The organism is Acinetobacter sp. UC24323 (genome assembly GCF_024151445.1).
GTDB classification, from domain to species: Bacteria; Pseudomonadota; Gammaproteobacteria; order Pseudomonadales; family Moraxellaceae; genus Acinetobacter; species Acinetobacter baumannii.
In genome coordinates this window covers 17,003-34,077 of the sequence record NZ_JAHIBY010000006.1, presented here as the reverse complement: position 1 = coordinate 34,077, position 17,075 = coordinate 17,003, and the positions used below count along the sequence as shown (strand labels likewise).

General features: G+C 41.1%; 15 protein-coding genes. 10 read left to right on the top strand and 5 right to left on the bottom strand.

The annotated features are described in order from the left end of the window. Window positions 1-510: 510 nt before the first annotated feature. Window positions 511-2,217, top strand: a complete 1,707-nt coding sequence (locus KNQ97_RS09530; RefSeq protein ID WP_253612150.1) for a GGDEF domain-containing protein — start codon at window positions 511-513, stop codon at window positions 2,215-2,217. Window positions 2,218-2,249: 32 nt separating this feature from the next. Here KNQ97_RS09530 and uvrA read toward each other — a convergent pair whose 3' ends face one another. Then, window positions 2,250-5,084, bottom strand: a complete 2,835-nt coding sequence (uvrA, locus tag KNQ97_RS09525; RefSeq protein WP_000083355.1) for an excinuclease ABC subunit UvrA — start codon at window positions 5,082-5,084, stop codon at window positions 2,250-2,252. A gap of 296 nt (window positions 5,085-5,380) precedes the next feature. On the opposite strand from uvrA, the gene KNQ97_RS09520 reads away from it, so the two are divergent. The 4 genes from KNQ97_RS09520 to KNQ97_RS09505 all read left to right on the top strand — a co-directional run bounded on the left by KNQ97_RS09520 (window position 5,381) and on the right by KNQ97_RS09505 (window position 7,777). Next, complete coding sequence (locus tag KNQ97_RS09520; RefSeq protein ID WP_000826319.1) at window positions 5,381-5,983, top strand: TetR/AcrR family transcriptional regulator; 603 nt, start codon at window positions 5,381-5,383, stop codon at window positions 5,981-5,983. Between the two features lie 3 nt (window positions 5,984-5,986). After that, window positions 5,987-6,964: a zinc-binding dehydrogenase gene (locus KNQ97_RS09515; RefSeq protein ID WP_253612148.1), complete on the top strand. Its 978-nt coding sequence runs from the start codon at window positions 5,987-5,989 to the stop codon at window positions 6,962-6,964. 65 nt (window positions 6,965-7,029) lie between these two features. Next, entirely contained in the window at window positions 7,030-7,383 is a 354-nt protein-coding gene (locus tag KNQ97_RS09510; RefSeq protein ID WP_000580165.1) for a DUF1304 domain-containing protein, read from the top strand. 52 nt (window positions 7,384-7,435) lie between these two features. Then, on the top strand, window positions 7,436-7,777 hold the full coding sequence (locus KNQ97_RS09505) for a GlpM family protein (RefSeq protein ID WP_000263330.1): 342 nt from the start codon (window positions 7,436-7,438) through the stop codon (window positions 7,775-7,777). A gap of 49 nt (window positions 7,778-7,826) precedes the next feature. Here KNQ97_RS09505 and tenA read toward each other — a convergent pair whose 3' ends face one another. After that, complete coding sequence (gene tenA / locus KNQ97_RS09500) at window positions 7,827-8,501, bottom strand: thiaminase II (protein ID WP_000899418.1); 675 nt, start codon at window positions 8,499-8,501, stop codon at window positions 7,827-7,829. Window positions 8,502-8,763: 262 nt separating this feature from the next. Here tenA and KNQ97_RS09495 point away from each other — a divergent pair, with 262 nt between their 5' ends. The 3 genes from KNQ97_RS09495 (at window position 8,764) to ssb (ending at window position 11,990) form a co-directional block, all read left to right on the top strand. Next, a complete protein-coding gene (locus tag KNQ97_RS09495; protein WP_000680210.1) occupies window positions 8,764-9,846 on the top strand; it encodes a DUF475 domain-containing protein in 1,083 nt (360 codons plus the stop codon). A 146-nt stretch (window positions 9,847-9,992) separates the two neighbouring features. Beyond that, window positions 9,993-11,357 carry an MFS transporter gene (locus tag KNQ97_RS09490; protein ID WP_000980460.1) on the top strand — a complete coding sequence of 455 codons (1,365 nt, stop codon included), beginning with the start codon at window positions 9,993-9,995 and terminating at the stop codon, window positions 11,355-11,357. A gap of 51 nt (window positions 11,358-11,408) precedes the next feature. Next, entirely contained in the window at window positions 11,409-11,990 is a 582-nt protein-coding gene (gene ssb / locus KNQ97_RS09485; protein ID WP_001215080.1) for a single-stranded DNA-binding protein, read from the top strand. A gap of 40 nt (window positions 11,991-12,030) precedes the next feature. On the opposite strand, the gene KNQ97_RS09480 is transcribed toward ssb, so the two are convergent. Beyond that, on the bottom strand, window positions 12,031-12,354 hold the full coding sequence (locus KNQ97_RS09480; protein WP_000082714.1) for an AzlD domain-containing protein: 324 nt from the start codon (window positions 12,352-12,354) through the stop codon (window positions 12,031-12,033). Then, complete coding sequence (locus KNQ97_RS09475; protein WP_253612147.1) at window positions 12,351-13,046, bottom strand: AzlC family ABC transporter permease; 696 nt, start codon at window positions 13,044-13,046, stop codon at window positions 12,351-12,353. The genes KNQ97_RS09480 and KNQ97_RS09475 overlap by 4 nt, the downstream gene beginning before the upstream one ends. Window positions 13,047-13,114: 68 nt before the next feature. On the opposite strand from KNQ97_RS09475, the gene KNQ97_RS09470 reads away from it, so the two are divergent. Together KNQ97_RS09470 and KNQ97_RS09465 are read left to right on the top strand one after the other, a co-directional pair. Continuing rightward, window positions 13,115-13,663, top strand: coding sequence for a helix-turn-helix domain-containing protein (locus KNQ97_RS09470; RefSeq protein ID WP_000081859.1), 549 nt, complete (start codon window positions 13,115-13,117; stop codon window positions 13,661-13,663). Between the two features lie 305 nt (window positions 13,664-13,968). Beyond that, on the top strand, window positions 13,969-15,411 hold the full coding sequence (locus KNQ97_RS09465; protein ID WP_000718865.1) for an amino acid permease: 1,443 nt from the start codon (window positions 13,969-13,971) through the stop codon (window positions 15,409-15,411). 64 nt (window positions 15,412-15,475) lie between these two features. Here KNQ97_RS09465 and KNQ97_RS09460 read toward each other — a convergent pair whose 3' ends face one another. Beyond that, on the bottom strand, window positions 15,476-16,975 hold the full coding sequence (locus KNQ97_RS09460; RefSeq protein ID WP_253612146.1) for a PLP-dependent aminotransferase family protein: 1,500 nt from the start codon (window positions 16,973-16,975) through the stop codon (window positions 15,476-15,478). Between the last annotated feature and the right edge of the window lie 100 nt (window positions 16,976-17,075).

The following is a 17,075-nucleotide window of genomic DNA, read 5'->3' as shown; positions in this document are numbered from 1 at the left end:
TAATCTACTTTACAAAATTAGAGATAAGTCACACAATTCAATTGCAAAGTTCACTATCTAACATTTTTAGAGTTGGAAGTGCTTTCCCAGATACGATGTGTTATCACATCAGACTTTACGAGCTCAGCTTTCCCCAAGGTTGAGCTTTTTTTTATCTATAAGAAAACATTAATATTTATTAAAAAAAATATATGAAATTTCTTCTATTGAGTGTGTATAAAAAAGAACCCAGCTGAGGGCTGGGTTTAGGATGCTGGGAGAAACATCCAAGAGGAAAAAGAAGCTAATTATAGGATTGCGAAATTTACATCATCTGTAAAATGGAGTTTTGCTATGGCCATCATTTGCTCTTTCGATCAAATTTTTAAGAAATAGAAAAGATGAAAGCGTATATTGCGTTAATCGAACTTTGTTGCTGAACTTCTGTTCAGTAAAGTGCTAGGATGCGGATTAATTACTTCATTCTATAGTAGTGATCATGGTAGGACATTTACGGAGTACCAGCTAGAAATGTCAGGATTACGTTCAGAACATATCAGTAATCGACTGTTTTTCTTCATGTTGGTCATTATTTTGTCCTTACTGTTTATGGCGGTTCCGCTTATTGTCAGCAGTTATCAAGAGTACTTAAAAACTAAACAGGCTTTGGTTGAAATTAAAAGCTTAAGATCAATTGCTGAAGTTGCAAATAAAGTCTCTAAAGAACGTGCGCCCGCAAATAAATTAATGTCGAGTAACGCTGCCGACTTTTTAAAAAATCAAAAAAACTTAAAAGAATATCGCCTTTCTGTTGATCGCCAACTTAATGAAACTATTCATATTTTAAAAGAAGAAGGTTATACCGATTTAGCAAATACTTTAGATACTAAATTTAGAGATGATTTAAAACAGGCGCGTGCTGTAGTTGACTATTATGTTGCAACTCCTGAACAAGCGAGAAGCTCTATACAATTCGATAATGCAATTTTGGCTATGTTTGGAGCTTGGGATAGCTGCCGAGAAGTTTTACAAAATTTGATGCTACAGTTAAAAAGTAAAGATAGCCAAATTAACAATTACTTTACTTTGATTGTGGTGTTGACCGATATGCGGGATCAAGCTGGTCGTACCGCATCTAATGTTATTGCGCCTGTGACTTTTAAAGAAACCATACCTAATGATAATCGGGCGCGGTCTTTGCAGACTCAGCAGCAAGCACGCTACTTATGGGCACTTGTAGACACACTACAGTCAGAGCAAGCTAAAACTCCGGAATATCATCGCCTTTACTCAAGGGTTAAAACTGAATTTTTAGATAAAGGCGTACCTATTGTGGGTCAGCTTTTAGATGAAAGCCAAAAGCACCAAGCCTATCATTTAAATGGAACAGAGCTGACAGACCAAATCGTTGATAAATTTACCACGGTTATTGATTTGCAAAAGTTTTTACTTAATAAAAGCGTCTTAATTGCATCTCAAGAAAACTATTTAGCAAAAAAGAAGTTTTTCCTTACTTTACTCATTTCAAGCATATCCTTAGCAGCAGCGTTACTTACACTAATTTATGCAAAGAGAAGGGTGTTTGAGCCTCTTATTCAGGCCCGTACCTTAATTCTTGATTTATCTCATAGCACAGATTACCCAATAGATGAGTTGAAACCTAAAAAAGGCGAATTTATTTCGTTGTTCGAAGCTATTGATCGTTTACAAAGAATGCTCAAGCAGCGAGATGCTTTTGAATTCCAGCTTAAAAATATTGCCAATACAGATCCATTAACGGGTGTATCCAATCGTTTGGCTTTATCTGAGTATTTAAAAATTGTTGAGAGTTACCCTCAAAAATTTTCTCAAACTTGTTTAATGATTATTGATATTGATCGTTTTAAACACGTGAATGATCAATATGGTCATATTGTGGGTGACCAAGTGATTCGGCGTATCGCAGATCAATTAAAAGTAAATGTACGGGCTTCTGATTTAATTGTTCGTTATGGTGGTGATGAGTTTTTAATTTTGTTAGAACAGGTGCAGTTTTTAGATGCACGTCTCTTGGCCGAAAAAATTCGTATTGCGATTTCTTTAGAGGAAATTGATCTATCTGGTACGCAAGAAAAATTGCATGTATCGGTCAGTATTGGGTTTGCGATTGGAGCGACAAGCTGGATGGAGTTATTAGAGAACGCTGATCGTTCACTCTTAAGAGCTAAAGCTCGGGGACGGAATGTAGTAGAGGGATAAAAAAGCCGGAAAATAAATTCCGGCTTTTTGTTTTATTGCTTCAACATCGGTTTCAAGAAGCGGCCAGTATGGGAAATCTCGACCTCGGCTACTTGTTCAGGTGTCCCTTCAGCAATGATCATACCACCGCCCGAACCACCTTCAGGGCCTAAGTCGACAACCCAGTCTGCTGTTTTAATGACATCAAGGTTATGTTCAATCACCACAATGGTATTACCCTTGTTGCGTAGCTCATGCAAAATATCGAGTAACTTGGCAATATCATGGAAATGCAGACCTGTTGTTGGTTCATCCAAGATATAAAGCGTTTTACCCGTATCTCGTTTCGCTAACTCACGAGCCAGTTTGACACGCTGTGCTTCACCACCAGAGAGTGTAGTCGCAGCTTGACCTAAACGAATATAGCCTAGACCTACCTGAGTTAAGGTTTCTAAACGACGGTGAATAACTGGAATAGCACTAAAGAACTCAGCAGCATCTTCAACCGTCATTTCTAAAACATCAGAAATGTTTTTGCCTTTATAACCGACTTCAAGTGTTTCACGGTTATAACGTTTGCCATGACATGCATCGCAAGGTACATACATGTCTGGTAAGAAGTGCATTGCGACTTTAATCATACCGTCGCCTTCACACGCTTCGCAGCGTCCACCTTTTACGTTAAACGAGAAACGACCCGCACTATAACCACGCGCTTTCGCTTCTGGTGTTTGAGCAAATAATTCACGAATTGGCGTAAATAGACCCGTATAAGTCGCTGGATTAGAGCGCGGTGTACGGCCAATTGGGCTTTGGTCAATATCAACGACTTTATCCAGATGTTGTAGACCATCAATCGAGTCAAATTTTTCGGCTGTTAAGGTTGTTGCACCGTTGAGCTGTGTTGCAGCCAGTGGGAGTAACGTACGGTTAATCAGTGTTGATTTACCTGAACCTGAAACACCCGTGACACAAGTCATAATGCCAAGTGGGATGGTTAAATCGACATTTTTTAAGTTATGACCCGCTGCACCTGAAAGTTTAATTTTTTCTTCAGGTTTAGGTGGTTGAGTTCGCTGTTTTGGCACTTCAATTTTGAGTTTGCCTGAAAGATATTGACCTGTGAGCGAGTCGGCATGTTTAGCCAGCTCATCATACGTACCTTCAGCAATGACAACACCACCATGCACGCCAGCACCAGGGCCGATATCAATAATATGGTCAGCTGCACGGATTGCATCTTCATCGTGTTCCACGACTAATACCGTATTGCCCAAATCACGTAAGCGAATTAGCGTTTGTAATAAACGGTCATTATCACGTTGATGGAGACCAATTGATGGTTCATCAAGGACGTACATGACACCCATCAAACCTGCACCAATTTGCGAAGCTAGACGGATACGCTGGGCTTCACCACCCGATAGTGTTTCGGCAGAACGAGCCAGACTTAAATAGTTCAGGCCAACACTCACCAAGAAATGTAAACGCTCACGAATCTCTTTAAAGATTTTATCTGCAATTTCACCTTTGGCACCTTCAAGGTTTATACCTTGATAGTAGCTTTCAGCATCACCAATCGACATGCGGGTAATGTCAGCAATGGTTTTATCTTTTACACGAACATGACGTGAAATTTCATTGAGACGTGAACCGCCACATGCATCACAAGCTGCATTAGACAAATATTGTGCTAAATCATCACGTACATAGTTACTTTCAGTTTCACGATAGCGACGCTCAAGGTGTGGCAAAATTCCTTCAAAAGGTTGCACGCGTGTATGTTTACGACCACGTTCATCGATATAACTTAAATCGATTTTTTCTTTGCCAGTACCTTGTAAGAATTTCTTTTGCGTGTCTTTATCTAACTGATTCCAAGGTGTATCAAGTTGAAAACCAAAATGGTCGGCAACTTTTTGCAGCATTGAATAGTAATAAGGACGTTGACGATCCCAACCACGAATAGCACCTTCACTAATTGCAAGCTCAGGGTTAGGAATGAGTTTTTCAGGGCTAAAATGGCTACGTGTACCTAAGCCATCACAGACAGGGCACGCACCGAAAGGGTTGTTAAATGAAAATAAACGTGGCTCAAGCTCTGCGACTGCGCGATCACATTCAGGGCATGAGTGTTTTGCAGAAAAAACGCGATCTGGGTGTTCGCCATTCATCCACGATAAAACTGCAATATCACCACCTAAACGCAGTGCAGTTTCAAATGATTCAGCAATACGGTTGCCTAAGTCATCACGTACTTTGAAGCGGTCAACAACGACTTCAATGGTATGTTTTTTCTTTTTGTCGAGTTCCGGTGGTGTATCAATATCAATGATTTCGCCATCAACACGAGCACGAACAAAACCTTGACCTTGTAGTTGTTCGAACAAGTTGCTGTATTCACCTTTACGCTCACGAACAACAGGGGCAAGCAACATGAGTGCAGTACCTTCCTCAAGGTTTTTTACCGCATCGACCATTTCAGAAACAGTTTGCGCAACCATAGGTAAGTCGTGTTCAGGGCAATAAGGCGTACCGACACGTGCATAAAGCAGACGCAAATAGTCATAAATTTCGGTAATCGTACCAACCGTTGAACGTGGGTTATGGCTAGTAGACTTTTGCTCAATCGCAATGGCTGGTGATAAACCTTCAATCGAGTCAACTTCAGGTTTTTCCATTTGCGATAAGAACTGGCGGGCATATGCCGAAAGTGATTCGACATAACGGCGCTGCCCTTCGGCATACAAGGTATCAAAGGCAAGAGAAGATTTTCCTGAACCTGATAGCCCCGTAATTACCACAAATTTGTCGCGTGGAATATCGAGTGACACATTTTTTAAGTTATGGGTACGTGCGCCTCGAATACGGATATGACTTTGGCTCATAAAACATCTCAATTGTGTATTGATGAAAATTTAGGTGTTGAGTGATCAGCCGCAGGGAGGTGTGACTGGTTATAAACAACAGACCCTATATATGATAACGATTTAAAATTGTTCAAGTGGTATAAAATGATTTAAAGCGACAAATTGTGACGGTTAAACGACAAACGACAAAATTTGTTTAATTAAGCAGGTTGTATTTTTAACATTCCTCATTCTACATTTCTACTCTAAGCAAATTTTAACCAGCAACATAATTTTACTAGACGACTGGTCTAATAGTTGTTTATGATGAATGTATGAAACGATTAAATAAAAGCGAAACCACACGACAACACATTTTAGATACTAGTTTTGAACTGGTGCTACATAAAGGTTTTGTCGGTGTTGGTTTGCAAGAAATTTTAAAGGCTTGTGACGTACCTAAAGGTTCGTTCTATCACTACTTTGCTTCAAAAGAGGCGTTTGGCTGTGCGTTGCTCGAGCAATACATGGCTAATTATAAAGTCCGTATGGAACAGCTTTGGCAGCACAGTGAGCAAAGTGCCCATGCCCGTTTAATGGCTTTATGGCAGGCGTGGATTGATGATCCGGTCCATGGTAGCTGGGCTGAAAACTGCTTGATTGTGAAATTGGCAGCCGAGGTTTCGGACTTATCAGAAGATATGCGTCAAATTCTAAATGACGGTGTGCACAAACTAACCCAACGTTTGGCTTTGCTACTCAAAGAAGGGCAACAAGAAGGATCAATTCCAAAACATATTGATCCTTTGAAAACTGCGCAAGTCATGTACCAGTTATGGTTAGGTGCTGCTTTACTCACAAAATTGTCGCAAGACAAAGCACATCTACATCTAGCCTTAGAAACCACCCAACAACTCTTAAAACCGATAGAGGAATAAAGCATGCGAAGTATTATCCATCGTAATTTTGGCGAACCTGTAGACGTTTTAGAGCAGGCGGATATGCCAAAGCCTGAGCCAAAAGCAGGCGAAGTGCGTATTAAAACCATCATGTCTCCGATCCATAACCATGATGTATGGACAGTACGAGGAAGTTATGGCTATAAACCAACTTTACCAGCGATTGGTGGCAGTGAGGCAGTTGGTATTGTAGATGCGTTAGGTGAAGGTGTTGAACATGTACAGGTAGGGCAACGTATTGCTGTTGCGGCTGTGCATGGCAGTTGGGCTGAATACTTTATTGCGCCTGCTCAAGGGATTATTCCACTCAATAATGAAATTGATGATGAAACAGCAGCACAACTGATTGGTATGCCAATTAGTGCACTCATGCTACTCGACTTTGTAAATGTTCAACCGGGACAATGGCTCATTCAAAACACAGCGAATGGTGCAGTCGGTAAAACAGTTGCCATGATTGCACAGGCACGTGGTTTGCCTGTGATTAATCTGGTTCGTCGTAGTGATGCAATTGCTGAGATGCAGGCATTAGGCATTCAACATGTTGTGGCAACTGATCAGCCTAACTGGAAAGCGCAAGTTAAACAGATTCACGGTGACCAACCTCTTATTGCCGGTGTGGACTCGATTGGTGGAACCGCAAGTGGCGAAATGCTGAATTTACTCAGTGAAAATAGCTTGCTCGTTTCGTTCGGTAGTATGACTGGTGAAACCATGCAGATTTCATCGGGTGATCTAATTTTCAAACAAGCCACAGTAAAAGGTTTCTGGGCGAGTGTGGTTAATAAAGAAATGCCAGCAGCTCGTAAAAAGGAACTGATCGTTGAGCTGCTAACATTAGCGACTCAGAAAAAATTAATCCTTCCTGTAGAAGGTGTATTTAGTTTTGATGAGATTAAAACTGCCGCTCAAAGAGCAACGCAAGGCGCTCGTCAAGGCAAAGTATTATTAAAGCCGTAAAACACTAAAAGATCAGTCGAGAGACTGATCTTTTTTCATATCTTTAAAATAAAAAGGAAAATTGTATGATCGGACAAATATTGATTGCGCTTATCGCAATATTACATGTCTATATTTTAGTGTTAGAGATGTTTTTGTGGGACAAACCTTATGGCATGAAAGCCTTTGGAAATAATGCAGAAAAAGCAAAACTCACCAAAGTCATGGCACAGAACCAGGGTCTTTATAATGGCTTTTTAGCAGCAGGTTTATTTTGGTCTTTATTGGCTGATGCACCATTTGCAACATCAATTGCCAACTTCTTTTTAGGCTGTGTACTGATTGCTGGTATTTATGGTGGTCTGACTGCCAGTAAAAAGATTATTTATATTCAGGCGGTTCCGGCATTGATTGCTTTAGTCGCTGTTAATTTTCTTTAAAAAGCGCAAAATACAGCGTTTTGAAATGGATATGACCAGATAGGATCAGCGCATGTGGGCGTTATTTTTAAAGTGTATGTTGGGGGCCGGGGTTGTCCTCATTATTTCGATTTTATCGAAAAGTAAGGCATTTTATATTGCGGGTTTAGTCCCGCTTTTTCCAACCTTCGCTTTAATTGCTCATGTGATTGTCTATCAGCAAAAAGGAGCTGAAGCATTACAGAAAACGGCTTTATTTGGTCTATGGTCACTGATTCCTTATGCCATTTATTTAGTTGCTGTTTATGTGCTGGCAACTCGTATGTCGATGTGGTCTTGTTTAGGAGTCGCAACACTATGCTGGGTTGTGGCTGCGGCAGGTTTGATTTACGGCTGGCAATTGTTTCAAAGTTAAATTAAACACTGACCATTTAATGAACTAAATGGTCAGAACTCATCTTATTTTAGATCTGATCTAAACCTAACCATTGTCTTTGATGGTAGGCACTATCCCAAAATAACCATTCAAGTTTTGCACCCATGGTATAGGCTGCATGCATTTTCTCTAAAGTATCTGCATCACAACGTGCGGCAACTTTATCTACCGTCGCAATCACATTACGAACGGCGGTATGGAATTCTTCACCTGCGTAGGTATCGATCCATGCCTGATAAGGATTGTTTGGGACAGACTTACTCACAATGTCTTTACCGACTTCGGCATAAATCCAGAAGCAAGGTAATAGAGCAGCAAGTACAACAGGGTAGCTTTCAGACCAAGCAGTTGCTGTCAAAAATGAAGTGTAATGATGGCCTGCCAGTGTCAATGGGGTATTTTTAAATTCTTCTTTGGTGACACCAAAGTTTTTCATAAAGTCGTCATGCAAACTGCGCTCGACCACAATTGCAATTTTAGCTGCATCTGAAAACTGCATAATATCGTCAGCATCAAAAGCTTTAGCTGCTGCAACAGCCAACACACGGCCATAGGCCACTAAATATTGAGCATCTTGAATAACATAATGACAAAAAGCTTCTTTATCTAAAGTACCGTTAGCAAGTTCCTGATTAAAAGGCAGGTCGAGAATTTTTTGATATAAATTTAAATTACGTTGCCAGAGTTCTTGAGAAAAAAGCATAAAAACATTCCATTTAAAATAAGACAGCTAAACCCGATTTTAAATCAATTTTAAAATACAAAAATAATAATGATAGATATATCGCAAGAAAATATTTAATACGATTAATAAGTTAATGAAATATTATAAATTTCTTTATTAAACAGTGAGATAAAGTAAAGTGAATAACGGCACAAAACAACATCGTTTTGTGGTTAATTATCGATATAATAGCCGCGGTTTTAAGAAAGATTAAATTTAATTCTTGGTATAGGTCTGATCCATGAAGCATTTCCGATTTTCGATATTTTTTACGGTGGTGTGTTTAGCACTATCCGCTTACTGGGGTTTTACCCATGGACCTGAAGCGGGCGTGTCAACCATGCTTAAAGCTTTAACCATTACCGCGATTTTAGCTGTGATGGAAGTTTCTTTATCTTTTGACAATGCGGTCGTGAATGCATCGGTTCTACGTAATTGGGACCCGTTCTGGAAAATGATCTTTTTAACGGTAGGTATTTTAATCGCCGTTTTTGGTATGCGTCTGATTTTCCCAGTCGTGATTGTTGCAGTGACTGCTGATATGGGTGTTATCGAAGTAGCCAAAATGGCACTTAATGATCCGAAAACCTATTCTGAACGTTTAATGGCACATCACGCTGAAATTTCGGCTTTTGGTGGAACATTCCTATTATTGGTTTTCTTAAACTTCTTCTTTGATGACGAAAAAGAAACGCATTGGTTTAGATGGCTTGAATCTAAACTTGCAAGCTTGGCAAGCGTACCGGCAATGTCTGTATTTCTTGCTTTGATTGCTTTAATCGTGATGGCTGCTTATGTGGACGAAGTTCACCGCTTAGCTGTGGTCATGGCAGGTATTTGGGGCATTGTGGTTTATATTGGCGTTGAAGTGTTAAGTCATTTGTTAGGTGGTGAGCCTGAAATTGATGAAAATGGTAATGCTGTATTACAAGATGGATCAGGCGCCGCTTCTGGTGTTGTAAAAGCCGGTTTAGGTGGTTTCTTATATCTTGAAGTGTTAGATGCATCATTTAGTTTTGATGGTGTAATTGGTGCATTTGCCATTACTAGCGATGTTGTCGTGATTATGCTCGGTCTTGCAATTGGTGCTATTTTCGTCCGTTCAATGACAGTTTATCTTGTAGAAAAAGGTACGTTAGATGCCTATGTGTTCTTGGAACATGGTGCGCATTATGCGATCGGTGCTTTAGCATTCATTATGATTGCAAGTGGTACAGGCGTGCATGTACCGGAAGTTGTCACAGGTTTAATTGGTGTAGCGTTCATTGTTTGGGCGGTTATCGCTTCAATTCAATATTCGAAGCGCGAGCAACAGTCGCCTTAAGCTAATTTTCAGCAAACTTCGATAAACTAAAGAGGCTAAACGCCTCTTTATTTTTTTAAGACCAAATCGTTATTTTAAATAAGGTGTCCCGTATTTTTAGAAACGAATCGGCTTATAATTTACTTAGTTTGATAACGTGTATTGATATGATGAATGCTTTGGAACGTCGCTCAACTTTTGCCTTAAGTAGTATTTTTGCGCTACGCATGTTGGGCTTGTTCATGATTATTCCTGTCTTTTCTGTAGTTGGGCAGTCATATCAATATGCGACTCCAGCACTCATTGGTTTGGCTGTAGGTATTTATGGTTTAAGTCAGGCCATTTTACAAATTCCATTTAGCTTACTTGCTGACCGTTTTAGCCGTAAACCGCTTGTGGTCTTTGGTCTATTGCTTTTTGCTATTGGTGGTGCAATTGCCGGATTATCTGACACCATTTATGGCGTAATTATTGGCCGTGCTATCGCTGGGGCGGGTGCAGTTTCGGCAGTAGTTATGGCACTTTTAGCCGATGTGACGCGTGAAGAGCAGCGTACTAAAGCCATGGCTGCCATGGGCATGAGTATTGGTCTATCTTTTGTAGTCGCTTTTAGTCTTGGACCTTGGCTCACAAGCCTTGTAGGTATTTCTGGTTTGTTCTTTGTGACAACCATCATGGGTTTGATCGCGATTGCGATGTTATTGCTGGTGCCTAAAGTCACTCGTCACCATCGTAATTATCAGCAAGGCTACATGGCACAGCTTAAACAAGTCATTCAAATGGGTGATTTAAACCGTTTACACGTTTCGGTTTTTGCATTGCATTTATTGCTGACCGCCATGTTTATTTATGTGCCGTCACAGCTTATCGAGTTTGCGCATATTCCTTTGGCTAGCCACGGTTTGGTGTATTTGCCACTTTTGGTTATTAGTCTGTTTTTTGCATTTCCTAGCATTATCATCGCTGAAAAATATCGCAAAATGCGCGGCATTTTCTTAACAGCAATTACAGGCATTATTGCAGGTTTGCTTCTTCTTATATTTGGTTATCAATCAAAATATGTATTACTCGCTGGCTTAGGAATTTTCTTTATTGCCTTTAATGTCATGGAGGCTTTATTACCTTCTTGGCTGTCAAAATCCGCTCCAATCCAGTCGAAAGCCACTGCTATGGGGGTAAATGCCAGTAGCCAGTTCTTAGGTGCCTTTTTTGGTGGCACACTAGGTGGTCAATTATTGATGTTACATAATACTGCGATTGGATGGAGTGTCTTAGCAGGGATTGCTATAATATGGCTGCTAATTAGTTTTGGTTTAGCTCAGCCGCGGTATTTGTCATCTATTGTGCTGCCATTGCCGCAAGTGCAACAGGTGAATGAGTGGACCACACAACTATTGGCAATTCGTGGTATCGAAGAAGTTGTGGTGATGCCTGACCAGCAAGTTGCTTATATTAAAGTCGATAAACAGTCTCTTGATGACGCTTCGCGACGTGATTTAACGCAGTTGTTCGGTAAAGAGGTAGCCATTTAAGCATAACTCTTATAAAGTAAAACATAGAAATGTATAGGATGAAGACAGCTAATGCGTGGTGTAAATAAGGTTATTTTGGTTGGTACTTTGGGTCGTGATCCTGAAACAAAAACTTTTCCAAATGGGGGCTCGTTGACCCAGTTTTCTATCGCAACAAGTGAAGTTTGGACCGATAAAAATACAGGTGAACGTAAAGAACAAACAGAATGGCACCGTATTGTTTTGCATAACCGTTTAGGGGAAATTGCTCAGCAGTTTTTACGTAAAGGTTCTAAAGTTTATATCGAAGGTTCATTACGTACACGTCAGTGGACAGATCAAAATGGTCAAGAACGTTACACTACAGAAATCCGTGGCGACCAGATGCAAATGTTAGATGCTCGTCAACAAGGTGAACAAGGTTTTGCTGGCGGTAATGATTTTAACCAACCACGTTTTAACGCGCCTCAACAAGGTGGCGGCTATCAAAATAACAACCAAGGTGGTGGCTACGGCCAAAACAATGGTGGTTATGGTGGCCAAGGTGGTTTCGGTAATGGTGGCAATAGCCCACAAGGTGGTGGTTTCGCTCCTAAAGCACCTCAACAACCAGCATCTGCACCAGCTGATTTAGACGACGATTTACCGTTCTAATCAAAGTTTTAAAAAAGGCGAGTTTATCTCGCCTTTTTTATTACTCAATTCCAAGTAAACGTACCAGTGCTGTGCCAGCCGCTGCCAGACAAATCACCAATAAAAGCGGGGCTTTTTTCCAAACTAAGAAAAGTGCCAAACCCACCCCAAATATACGTGCGAAACCTGCGAAATGTTGGCCTTCAAAAAATGTAGTGGTTACAGCAATAGCACAGAGCAAAACGGTGGCGCCGTTTGAGAGTAAAACTTGGTATTTTTCAGAAAATGAAAACTTGGCACCTAAGTGGAAACCAGCAAAACGGATACTGTACGTACCCAGTGCGAGTAGAGCTATTCCTACAATAATCAGTAACTGTTGACTCATTTTTTTCTACCCCATATCAAGCCAAAAAGTGAAATCAGGATTGGAAGTCCTGAGGCTAAAAAAGGTGTGGTTATCAACGCTAAAGTTGATCCGGCAAATGCAGCTTTTCGAGTCACCTTATTCTTTAAAGCAGAAAAAGTAAGAGCAATTAAAATAGCTGGGAAAATCGCATCTAAGCCAAATGTTTTAGGGTCTGGAATAGCACTCCCAATAAAATAACCTGCAGTGACACCGAGCGGCCAACTGAGCATGATGCCTATACCACATAGCCAGTAAGCAGCCTTTTTGGTTTCGAAATCAGGCTGTGCCATACCAAACAAAACGCTTTCATCGTTCATGATATGAGACCCAAAATATTGAGAGAATTTGCCTCGAATCAGTTCATTGACCGCAATGCCAAAAGGTAGATGTCTTAAATTGACGAGTAGTCCTGCAATTGCAGCTGCAATCGGGCTACCACCTACCGCCAAGAATCCAACAAAAATAAATTCAGCAGTTCCCGCGAGCACAAATATGGACAGGCAAAGTGGGATCCAGAGTGCTAAGCCATAACTTGCGGCGAGTGAACCTAAGGACATACCAACGACACTCGTTGCTAGGCACACAAAGAAAATCGAGCGAGTAGTATCTTTACTAAGTTTTCTAATAAGAGCGTATGTAGTCATGGCATGATATAACGAACGATTTTCCATTATAATGAATAAGTCTGATTGTTTTGTCAAAACGAACGATCGTTTTTTTTATAGAACGGATAGAATGAATGTCTCAGCCAATCGAAATTATTGCCAAAGGTTTAACGCGTGAACGCCAAAGAGCAGGGCTTTCATTGGCAGAGGTTGCGCGCCGTGCAGGTGTTGCTAAATCTACACTTTCTCAATTAGAGGCAGGGCAAGGTAATCCAAGTATTGAAACCTTGTGGGCACTTTGTGTTGCACTCAATATTCCATTTGCACGTTTGATGGAAGAACCGAGCAATCAAGTGCAAGTCATTCGCTGTGGCGATGGGCCAACGGTGAGTTCGGAGATTGCCAATTACAAAGCAATTTTGTTGGCGACCTGTCCACCCCATGCGCGCCGAGATGTGTATTTATTGATTGTTGAACCGGGCGAAGATCGACTTTCAGAACCACATCCAGTTGGTTCGGTAGAACATATTATTGTGGTTGAAGGGCGAGCTTTAGTGGGTTTAATTGATGAAGCGGTTGAGCTGGGTGTTGGAGACTATATTTGTTATCCAGCCGATCAAAAACATATATTTAGAGCCTTGGAAACAGGCACAAAGGCGTTATTAATTTCTGAGCAAAACTAAAGAAATTCAATCTGATTAAAATAAAAACAAAAAGCCATTTACCAGCATCTTCTACAAAAAGGGCCAATTTTGCGTATAAATTTTGCAATTGGCTCTCTCTTTTATTACAAAAATGGCTCTCGTTTCTTGAGTGCCGAAACGACAAATTAAAGCCATTGGAAGTATGCATACGGAAGCGCCGGATAAGCTCAGTGAATTTTCTGTTTTAGGAATTGGGCAGAACGGCTAAATTTTTAGGGGATATTTTTTGGCTTCGGAGGATTTCCGAGACTAGCCGATATCCTCCATATATTAAGGAAAATGATATGGCAGCTCATCAAAATGGTTCTGAAGCCAATCACTCCCAAAGTTTAAAACATGGACTTAAATCACGCCACTTAACTATGATCTCGATTGCAGGGGTTATTGGTGGCTCTCTCTTTGTTGGCTCAGGCAGTATTATCTACAACACCGGCCCAGTAGTTTTTCTAACTTATGCTTTAGGTGGCCTCCTAGTTTGGTTCATCATGCGTATGTTAGGCGAGATGGCCGTTTTAAATCCCGACAGTGGCTCTTTTTCAACTTATGCAGACCGTGCGATTGGCCGTTGGGCAGGGTTTTCAATTGGTTGGTTGTACTGGTGCACGCTGGCGATGCTCATGGGCTGGGAAGCTTATGTAGCAGGAAAAATTTTAAATAACTGGTTCCCGTTTATTCCGATCTGGGTTTATATGACCGTCGTCATTGTTGCACTGGTTGTTGTCAATTTACAAAACGTCAAGAACTATGGTGAATTCGAGTTCTGGTTTGCGCTCATCAAAGTCATCGCGATTGTTGTTTTCCTTGTGATTGGTAGTTTAGCCATTATGCATTTGTGGCCTTGGGGCAATCCGGCTGCATCTGGTATAAGTAACTTAACCTCTCAAGGCTTTATGCCAAATGGTGGTTCATCAGTGATTACCGCCTTGCTTGGGGTGATGTTCGCCTATATTGGCGCTGAAATTGTTACTGTAGCAGCGGCAGAGTCTGCAAATCCATCTAAAGAAATTCGTAAGGCATCAAACTCGGTGGTTTGGCGCATTATTTTATTCTACGTTGGTTCAATGTTTGTTGCTGTATGTTTGATTCCTCACAACAATGAACTTTTAAAAGATTCAACTTGGGGTACTTATAGTGTAACTCTGTCTGCACTTGGTATTCCGGGCGCGCGCCATATCGTAAATTTTGTAGTTCTAACATCGGTATGTAGTTGCTTTAACTCAGCGCTTTACACGTGTTCACGGATGCTATTCTCGTTGTCTAAACGTGGTGATGCACCAAAAAGTTTTGGTTCTGTAAACAGTAAAAGCAGTCCTTGGGTGGGCGTGATTGTGTCATGCTTCTTCTCTGTAATTGCGGTAATTTTAACTGCAACAGAGAGTATGAATGTTTATGACTTCTTCATGCTAACAACAGGTGCAGCAACACTATATGTGTACCTGACCATTGCTTATTCTCAGCTTCGTATGCGTAAAAAATTAGAAGCTGAAGGCGTGAAGATTGACTTTAAAATGTGGATGTTCCCTTACCTAACCTATGTGGTGATCTTTGCAATTATTGGTGCAATTCTTACCATGTTGATTGAAGGCACCTATTTTAAAGAAGTGATTTACACCACAGCATTGTTCGGCATTATTGTGTTCTTCGGATTGTTGTCTGAAAAGCTAGGTTGGGGTAAAGAGCGTCGTGCAACCCATTTAACTCATAGCCATGAAGAAAAGTTAGTTTAAATTTTTAAATAAAAAAGAGCCTCACTGTGAGGCTCTTTTTGTTTGTTTTAATACGAGAGAATAGTTAATTTAGCGTAGGTACACCTGCTTCACGTAAGCATTGGAGCAAGACACCAAAAGCCATCACCATATCTTTTTCATTTACACAGGCAAAGCCCATCAGCAGTCCACGTTCGGCATGTGCATGTGATTGCATGTAGTATTGTGAAAGTGGGCGAACTTTGACGCCACGTTCAAGTGCTGTGGCTGCAATCGCGACATCATCGCAAGAGTTCGGTAGTTTTAAAACCAGATGTAATCCTGCCGCTTCGTCATATTTATGAATAAATTCGGGGCCAAGATAGCGTTGAATTAAGCTCACCAAGTAATCGCGGCGTTTACCATAGAGCAGTCGCATACGGCGAATATGCGCTTCATAATGGCCTTCACGAATAAATTCAGCGAGGGCTTTTTGCTCAAGCAAGTGCCCACCACGATAAAGTTCGGCCGCAACAATACGTAGCGGTGAAAATAACGGCTTAGGGACGACCAAATAGCCAATTCTTAAAGATGGATAAATAGTTTTACTAAACGTGCCCATATATAAAACAGGTGCGTTATTTTCTAAGCCTTGCAAAGATGGATAAGGCTGGCCCGAGAAACGGAACTCACTGTCATAGTCATCTTCTACAATCCAGCTATTGTGCTGACGTGCGATCTGAATCAATTGTCTGCGACGATCAAGGCTTAAATGTGAGCCAAGCGGATATTGATGTGATGGTGTGACAAAAATGAGTTTGGGCGGTACATCCGGATTTTCTTCGGGAATAATGCCTTCAGCATCGACAGGCATGGGCTGAATATCGAGGCCATTAATCCGTAACGTATTACGCATTCCCCAATAAGCGGGATCTTCAATCCAGACTTTATCTCCCATATCACTCAGTGCACGTGAGACTAAATCAATGGCTTGATGAATGCCTTCGGTAATAATAATCTGGTCCGCATCGCACTGGACTGAACGCGCAACACGTAAGTAATCTGCCAACGCACTTCGAAGCTCTATGCATCCACCTGCGTTGCTATAAATCAGGCGGTTAATATCCGGTTCGCGGCTTAAGCGTGCTTGAATACGACTAAAAATATGATGTGGAAACTCGGTAACATCGGGGGCTCCCGGAACAAAGGCTCCCCATTGATGTGGCGAGGCTGCGGCATAGCCTAATAAGTTTGAGCCACGCTGTGAGAGGGCGTAAGAACTTTGAATATTTGGGCTAGAAACTACTTTTTTCTTGTTTTGTGTATTTAAAAAACTCTCTGGTAATTTTTCGGCAACCCATGTGCCATGTCCTGTCCGTGCTTCTAAATAGCCTTCGGCCTGTAGTTGTTCGTAGGCACTAAGAACGGTATTTCTCGAAACATGAATTTCACTGGCTAAATCGCGTGATGCAGGTAGACGAGTCTTCGGCTGGATCACTCCATCAATAATGGCACCACGCAGGCAACGGAAAAGGCGTTGATGTAGTTTCCCTTCAGTGTCCTGTTGGAGTCGTTGCAGCAAATGATCTCCAAGTAAACTACGCAATTGGCTCTCTCCTACAGTTAAAAAGTGGCTCTCGTCAGTTGCCATCAGACGAGCGAAATTACATGCATAGGCAGTCGTTGTAAAGCACCCTGAAAATTAA